At 65.0% G+C, this 7,094-nt stretch carries 6 protein-coding genes; 4 read left to right on the top strand and 2 right to left on the bottom strand.

Annotation, left to right across the window (positions count from 1 at the left end; genetic code table 11):
* Window positions 1-95: 95 nt before the first annotated feature.
* Both B1A78_RS19375 and B1A78_RS19370 read right to left on the bottom strand, forming a co-directional pair.
* Complete coding sequence (locus tag B1A78_RS19375) at window positions 96-1,214, bottom strand: acyl-CoA dehydrogenase family protein (protein WP_077148531.1); 1,119 nt, start codon at window positions 1,212-1,214, stop codon at window positions 96-98.
* A gap of 3 nt (window positions 1,215-1,217) precedes the next feature.
* Window positions 1,218-2,399, bottom strand: a complete 1,182-nt coding sequence (locus B1A78_RS19370) for an acyl-CoA dehydrogenase family protein (protein WP_077148530.1) — start codon at window positions 2,397-2,399, stop codon at window positions 1,218-1,220.
* A gap of 171 nt (window positions 2,400-2,570) precedes the next feature.
* Between B1A78_RS19370 and B1A78_RS22830 the strand changes: the two genes are divergently transcribed.
* The 4 genes from B1A78_RS22830 to B1A78_RS19350 all read left to right on the top strand — a co-directional run.
* Window positions 2,571-3,428, top strand: a complete 858-nt coding sequence (locus B1A78_RS22830) for an SDR family NAD(P)-dependent oxidoreductase (protein ID WP_077148529.1) — start codon at window positions 2,571-2,573, stop codon at window positions 3,426-3,428.
* Window positions 3,425-4,885, top strand: a complete 1,461-nt coding sequence (locus B1A78_RS22825; protein ID WP_179102100.1) for an MFS transporter — start codon at window positions 3,425-3,427, stop codon at window positions 4,883-4,885. Before B1A78_RS22830 ends, B1A78_RS22825 begins: the two co-directional genes overlap by 4 nt.
* 110 nt (window positions 4,886-4,995) lie before the next feature.
* Complete coding sequence (locus B1A78_RS19355; protein ID WP_077148528.1) at window positions 4,996-6,285, top strand: acyl-CoA dehydrogenase family protein; 1,290 nt, start codon at window positions 4,996-4,998, stop codon at window positions 6,283-6,285.
* Between the two features lie 49 nt (window positions 6,286-6,334).
* On the top strand, window positions 6,335-7,094 hold a 760-nt coding region (locus B1A78_RS19350), incomplete at its 3' end, for an alcohol dehydrogenase catalytic domain-containing protein (RefSeq protein WP_077148527.1).

The following is a 7,094-nucleotide window of genomic DNA, read 5'->3' as shown; positions in this document are numbered from 1 at the left end:
GGGTGGGGCCTGTGGGCTAGATGCCCTCCCCGCTGCGACTAGCGAGCAAGCTCGCGAGTCTCGCTGCCCCTCCCGCAAGCGGGAGGGGTGTGATTTTAGTAGCCGTTCATCCGGGCGACCTGGTCGATATGGTAATGCACATCGCCCATAAATTCGGCGAGCGCACGGTCGCGCTTCATATAGAGGCCGATGTCATATTCGTCGGTCATGCCGATGCCGCCGTGCATCTGCACGCCTTCGCGCACCGCGAGGTTGGCGGCGCGGCCGGCCTTGGCCTTGGCGACCGAGACCATCAGCTTCGCGCCGTCGCTGCCCTGGTCGAGCAGTTCCTGCGCCTTCATCACGGTGGCGCGCGCGACTTCCATCTCGCCATAGAGATGCGCGGCGCGGTGCTGGAGACCCTGGAACTCGCCGATCAGCTTGCCGAACTGCTTGCGTTCCTTGAGGTAGGTGACGGTCATGTCCATTGCGCCCTGGCCGACGCCGACCATTTCGGCGGCGGCGCCGGTGCGGGTGGCGGCGAGCAGCGCGTCGAGGATTTCGCCGCCGGCATCGACCTCGCCGATCACTGCGTCGGCATCGACCTCGACCCCGTCGAGGGTGACATGGCTGGCGAGGCTCGAGTCGACGAGGCGGCGCGGATCGGCGGTGACGCCCTTCGCATCCTTCGGCACCGCAAAGAGCGTGATGCCGCCGTCGGTCTTCGCCGCGACGATGCTCATGTCGGCGACATGGCCGTGGAGGACGAAGCTCTTCTTGCCGTCGAGACGGAAGCCGTTGCCGCTGCGCGTCGCGCTGGTGGCGATGCGCTCGGGGCGGTGTTTCGCGCCCTCGTCGATCGCTAGCGCGATGATCGCCTGACCGCCCGCGATCGCGGGCAACCAGCGTTCGGCCTGCGTGCCGCCCGCTTTCGCCAGCGCGGCGACCGCGCCGACGCTGGTCGCGAGGAAGGGCGACGGGGTCAGGTTGCGGCCGATTTCCTCGAGCACGATACCCGCTTCCATATGCCCCATGCCGAGCCCGCCATGCGCCTCGGGAACGAGCATGCCGGGCAGGCCCATTTCGGTGAACTGTGCCCAGAGGTCGCGCGAGAAGCCGGTGGCGTCGGCGCTGTCGCGCAGCTGGCGCAGGTGCGCGACGGGGGCCTGTTCGGCCACGAAGGGTGCGACGCTGTCCTTGAGCATCGCCTGGTCTTCATTGTGATACAAAGGCATGGGTCAGGCTCCGGGCAGGTCGAGGATACGCTTGGCGATGACGTTGAGCATGACTTCGCTCGTCCCGCCTTCGATCGAATTGGCCTTGGTGCGCAGCCAGCCGCGCGGACGCGCCCCGCCCTTGGTTTCTTCGCTGTCCCATTCGAGCGCTTCGCTGCCGCCCCCCGACATCACGAGTTCGTGGCGGCGCTTGTTGAGCTCGGTCCCGACATATTTCATCATGTTCGACGAGGCGGGATGCGCGCGGCCGGTCTTCCACATGTCCATGAAGCGTTCGCCCATCGCCCGGTACGCGAAGACGTCGACGTCGAACGCCGCCATTTCGGCGCGCAGGATCGGGTCGTCGAGTTCGCCATGGTCGTTCTTGCCGAGCGACTTCGCGAAAAGCGCGCCGATGCTGACCATGTCGCCGCCCGCACCGCCGCCCGAGATCATCTCGCGTTCGTGGCCGAGCAGATATTTGGCGACGTCCCAGCCGCGGTTGATTTCGCCGACGAACTGCGTCTTCGGCACTTCGACATCGTCGAAGAAGGTTTCGCAGAAGGGCGAGTTGCCGCTGATCAGCAGGATCGGCTTGGTCGTGACACCCTTGCTCTCCATGTCGAAGAGCATGAAGGTGATGCCTTGATATTTGTTCGTCTTGTCGGTGCGGACGAGGCAGAAGATCCAGTCGGCCTTGTCGGCGTAGCTGGTCCAGATCTTCGATCCGTTGACGACCCAATGATCGCCCTTGTCCTCGCCGAAGGTCTGCAAGGAGACGAGATCGCTGCCCGAGCCGGGTTCGGAATAGCCCTGGCACCAGCGGATTTCGCCGCGCGCGATCGGGTTCAGATAATGGACCTTCTGCTCCTCGGTACCGAATTGCAGCAGCGCGGGGCCGAGCATCCAGATGCCGAAGCTGTCGAGCGGCGAGCGCGCGTTGATACGCTTCATTTCCTGTTTGAGGATCTTGGTCTGCTCGGGGGTCAGCCCGGCGCCGCCATAGGCCTTCGGCCAGTCGGGAACGGTATAGCCCTTGGCGACGCAGGCCTCGAGCCACGCCTTCTGGGCGTCGTTCTTGAACACCCAATTGCGTCCGCCCCAGCAGACGTCGCCCTCTTCCCGGATCGGTTCGCGCATTTCGGCGGGGCAGTTCGCCGCCAGCCATTCCCGCACCTCGGTGCGGAAAGCGTCCAGTTCGCTCATCCTTTTGGCTCCTCTTCTGGCGCCAAATCTACGTCCGCTTCGCTGCTTTACGCAAGCGTCAACTTGGACGGCGCGACCTGCCGTTACGGCGCCGTAGCGTCCGATTGCCGCCCGTTGACGCGCTTTTCCACGCGCCTAAGCTTGGGTGGCAAAACAAAACGGGAGCAGGATATGCGATTCGCAGGCAAGGTCGCCGTGGTCACCGGCGCAGCATCGGGCATCGGCAAGGCGGCGGTGCTGAAACTCGCCAGCGAGGGCGCGCATGTCTTTGCCGCCGACATCGACGAAGCCGGCGGGCGCGCGCTCGCCGAACAGTCGAACGGCAAGATCGACTTCGTCCGCTGCGACGTCACCGTCCCCGCCGATATCGAGGCGCTGATGAATGCCGCTGCGGCGAAGGCCGGCGGGATCGACATCGTCTTCAACAATGCCGCCGCGGGCGGCGACCGCGCGCCGATCGACGAGATTTCGCCCGAGGGCTGGGACCGCACGATGGACCTGGTGCTGAAATCGGTCGCGATGGGCATCCGCTACGCCGCGCCGCACATGAAGGGGCGCAAGGGCGCGAGCATCGTCAACACCGCGAGCGTCGCGGCCTTGGGCGCGGGCTATTCGCCGATCGCCTATGCGGTGGCAAAGGCGGGGGTGCTGCACCTGAGCAAGGTCGCCGCGACCGACCTCGCCCAATATGGAATCCGCGTGAACGCGATCTGCCCGGGCTTCATCAACACCAATATCTTCACCGCCTCGCTCGACGTTCCCGGCGAGATGAAGGAACAGGCGAATGCGATCATCGCGGGCATGAGCGCGCAGGCGCAGCCGGTCGCGCGCGGCGGCCAGCCCGAGGATATCGCGAACGCCGTCGCCTATCTCGCGAGCGAGGAGTCGAGCTTCATGACCGGCACGCACCTGCTGGTCGACGGCGGGCTGACGATCGGCCAGCGCCATGCCTGGGACAAGGAAAGCCCGGGCATGTTCGACGCGCTCGTCGCAATGGAGGAGGCGGCAAAGGCGGGAGCGCCCGCGTGACCGGCGCAGCCCCGGCGGCGCCCCGCGCCGAGCGCCTGCCCGTCCGGCTGAAGATCGTCCACGGCGTCGGCAGCATCGCCTATGGCGTCAAGGACAACGGGTTTTCGACCTTCCTGCTGCTTTTCTATAATCAGGTGATCGGACTTGACGCAGGGATAGTCGGACTGGCGATCATGGTCGCGCTCATCGCCGACGCCTTCGTCGATCCCGTCATCGGCGAGCTGACCGATCGCACGCGCAGCCGTTGGGGCCGCCGCCTGCCCTGGCTCTATGCCGCACCCGTCCCGCTCGCCATTGCGTGGATGCTGCTGTGGAGTCCGCCCGAAATGAGCGATGCGATGACGATCGCCTGGCTGATCGGTTTTGCGATCATCGTCCGGTCGCTCGTGTCGATGTGCGAGGTGCCGTCGGTCGCGATCGTTCCCGAGCTGTCCGCCGACTATGACGAACGCACCGTCGTCATGCGCTATCGCTATCTGTTCGGGTGGGGCGGCGGCCTGTTGATCCTCTATCTTGCCTATCGCTATTTCTTCAGCGGATCGCTGGGACTCGTCGATCCCGACGGCTATTTTCCCTATGCCCTGACCGGTGCGCTGCTGATGGCGGGGGCGGTGCTGCTTTCGGCGGCGGGACAGCATAGCCGTATCGCGGTTTCGAATCTTGACCAGCCGAAGACGACCGCGACGCTGAGCCACGTTCTGCGCGACATGCGCGAAACCCTGTCGAACCGCGCCTTTCTGTGGCTGACCTTTGCGGCGCTGTTTGCGTTCATCAATCAGGGCATCACCTTTTCGATGACCAATTATCTGCTGGGCTTCTTCTGGCAATTGAACGGCGACGAGATGAGCGACTATGTCTTCCTGCTGTTCGGAACGATGATCGCCGCCTTCGTGCTGGTGGCACCGCTATCGGCAAAACTCGGCAAGCGCGGCGGCGCCATCCTTGCCGGTGCAATCGCGCTATTGGTCAACAGCGGCATGTATTTCGCGTGGATCCAGGACGTCTTTCCCGGCCTGCCGGGCAAGCCCAGCGTCGCGGCCTTTTTCGCGCTGGTGTTCATCGGCAACACCTTCTCGATCATCCTGATGATCCTGTCCTCGTCGATGATGGCCGATGTCGTGGAAGCCTCGCAGGGCGAGACCGGGCGCCGATCCGAAGGACTGTTTTTTGCCGGATATTTCTTCATGCAAAAGTGCGCGACAGGCATCGGCATTTTCGTCGCCGGCCTGATCCTGTCCCTCGCCGCCTTCCCCGTCGGCAAAAAGCCGGGCGAGGTCGGCGATGCCGTACTGTCCAGCCTGGCATCGGGCTATGCGCTGGCGATCCTGATCATCGGCACGCTGGGGCTGCTCGTGATGCGCAAATTCCCGATTTCGCGGGCCGATCATGAGGCCCGACTGGCACTGCTCGACGACACGGCGCGCGCCGAACCCGACGGCAGCGGGGCGCATCCGTAAAGGAAAAATGCGCGCGGCGGCGAACGGGTGTAATTTTCGGGCCGCAGGGCTTGGCAAGCATGGGCGAATCGGTCCATGGGCTTACGTAAACGTAAAGGGAAGGATGACGCATGGACTTCGACCTCACCGACCGGCAGGTCTATTGGCGCGACCGTGTGCGCGACTTCATCGACCGCAAGGTTCGTCCCGCCGTCCCGACCTATAACGAGCAGGACAAGGCCGGCGATCGCTGGAAGGTGATCCAGATCGTCGAGGACCTGAAGGCCGAGGCCAAAGAGGCCGGCATCTGGAACCTGTTCATGCCGCCCAAGTCGGCGGCGCATCACCATGTCGACGACACGATCGAATTCGAAGGCCCCGGCCTCACCAACCTCGAATATGCGCTGTGCGCCGAGGAAATGGGCCGCGTCGGCTTTGCCAGCGAAGTGTTCAACTGCTCGGCGCCCGACACCGGCAACATGGAGGTTTTTCACCGCTATGGCACCATTGCGCAGAAGGAAAAATACCTCAAGCCGCTGATGAACGGCGAGATCCGCTCGGCCTTCCTGATGACCGAACCGAAAGTCGCCTCCTCCGACGCGACCAATATCGAGACGCGGATCGAGCGCGACGGCGACGATTATGTCATCAACGGCACCAAATGGTGGTCGTCGGGCGCGGGCGACCCGCGCTGCAGCATCGCGATCGTGATGGGCAAGACCGACTTCGCCGCCAAACGTCACGCGCAGCAGTCGATGGTGCTGATGCCGCTCGACGCGCCGGGGGTGACGATCCTGCGTCACCTGCCCGTCTTCGGTTATGACGACGCGCCGCACGGCCATATGGAAATCGAGCTGAAAGACGTGCGCGTCAACGCCGAGGAAGCGATGCTCCTCGGCGAGGGCCGCGGCTTCGAAATCGCGCAGGGCCGCCTCGGGCCGGGCCGCATCCACCATTGCATGCGCACGATCGGCGTCGCCGAGGAAGCGATCGCCAAGATGGCGAAGCGGCTGCAGTCGCGCGTCGCATTCGGCAAGAAGGTCGCCGAATATAGCATCTGGGAACATCGCCTGGCACGCGCGCGCATCGACATCGAGATGACGCGCCTGCTCTGCCTCAAGGCCGCCGACATGATGGACAAGGTCGGCAACAAGACCGCCGCGGCCGAAATCGCGATGATCAAGGTGCAGGCGCCGAACATGGCGCTGAAGATCATCGACGACGCGATCCAGGCGCATGGCGGCGGCGGCGTGTCGGAGGATTTCGGGCTCGCCAAGGCCTATGCGCACCAGCGCACGCTGCGCCTCGCCGACGGCCCCGACGAGGTTCATGAACGCGCGATCGCGCGCATCGAATTCGCCAAGCACAGCGAAGCCGCCGACCCCGGCTTCTCGTCGGGCGACGTTGGCGTTTCGCGCTGAAAATACCCTCCCCCTCCCGCACGCGGGAGGGGCGTTTACGGAGACAGGCATGACCAAAGCCGCCATATTGATCGAACCCGGCAAACCACTGTCGATCGAAGAGATCGTCGTCGCCGATTGCGGCCCGCACGAGGTACGCATCCGCACCGCCGCCTGCGGCCTGTGCCATTCGGACCTGCATTTCATCGACGGCGCCTATCCGCATCCCCTTCCGGCCATTCCCGGCCATGAGGCCGCGGGCATCGTCGAGGCGGTCGGCAGCGAAGTACGCACGGTCAAGGTCGGCGACGCGGTCGTCACCTGCCTCTCGGCCTTCTGCGGTCACTGTGAATTCTGTGTCAGCGGCCGCATGTCGCTGTGCATGGGCGGCGACACCCGCCGCGCCCCCGGCCAGCCGCCGCGCATCACGCGCCCCGACGGCAGCATCGTCAACCAGATGCTCAACCTCAGCGCCTTTGCCGAGACGATGCTGGTCCATGAACATGCCTGCGTGCGCATCGACCCCGACATGCCGCTCGACCGCGCGGCGGTGATCGGCTGCGCAGTCACCACCGGCGCGGGCACGATCTTCAACGCGTGCAAGGTCACGCCGGGCGAAACGGTTGCGGTTGTCGGCTGCGGCGGCGTGGGTCTTGCGACGATCAACGCCGCGAAGATCGCCGGCGCGGGGCGCATCATCGCCGCCGACCCGGTGCCCGAGAAGCGCGAACTCGCGAAGAAGCTCGGCGCGACCGATGTCGTCGACGCGCTGTCCGACGATGCCGCGAAACAGATCCTCGAAATATCGAAGGGCGGCGTCGATCATGCGA

It is taken from the genome of Sphingopyxis sp. KK2 (assembly GCF_001990265.1).
Classification (GTDB): Bacteria; Pseudomonadota; Alphaproteobacteria; order Sphingomonadales; family Sphingomonadaceae; genus Sphingopyxis.
Note: the sequence above shows the minus strand (reverse complement) of the source record. Positions and strands in the feature narration are given on the sequence as shown.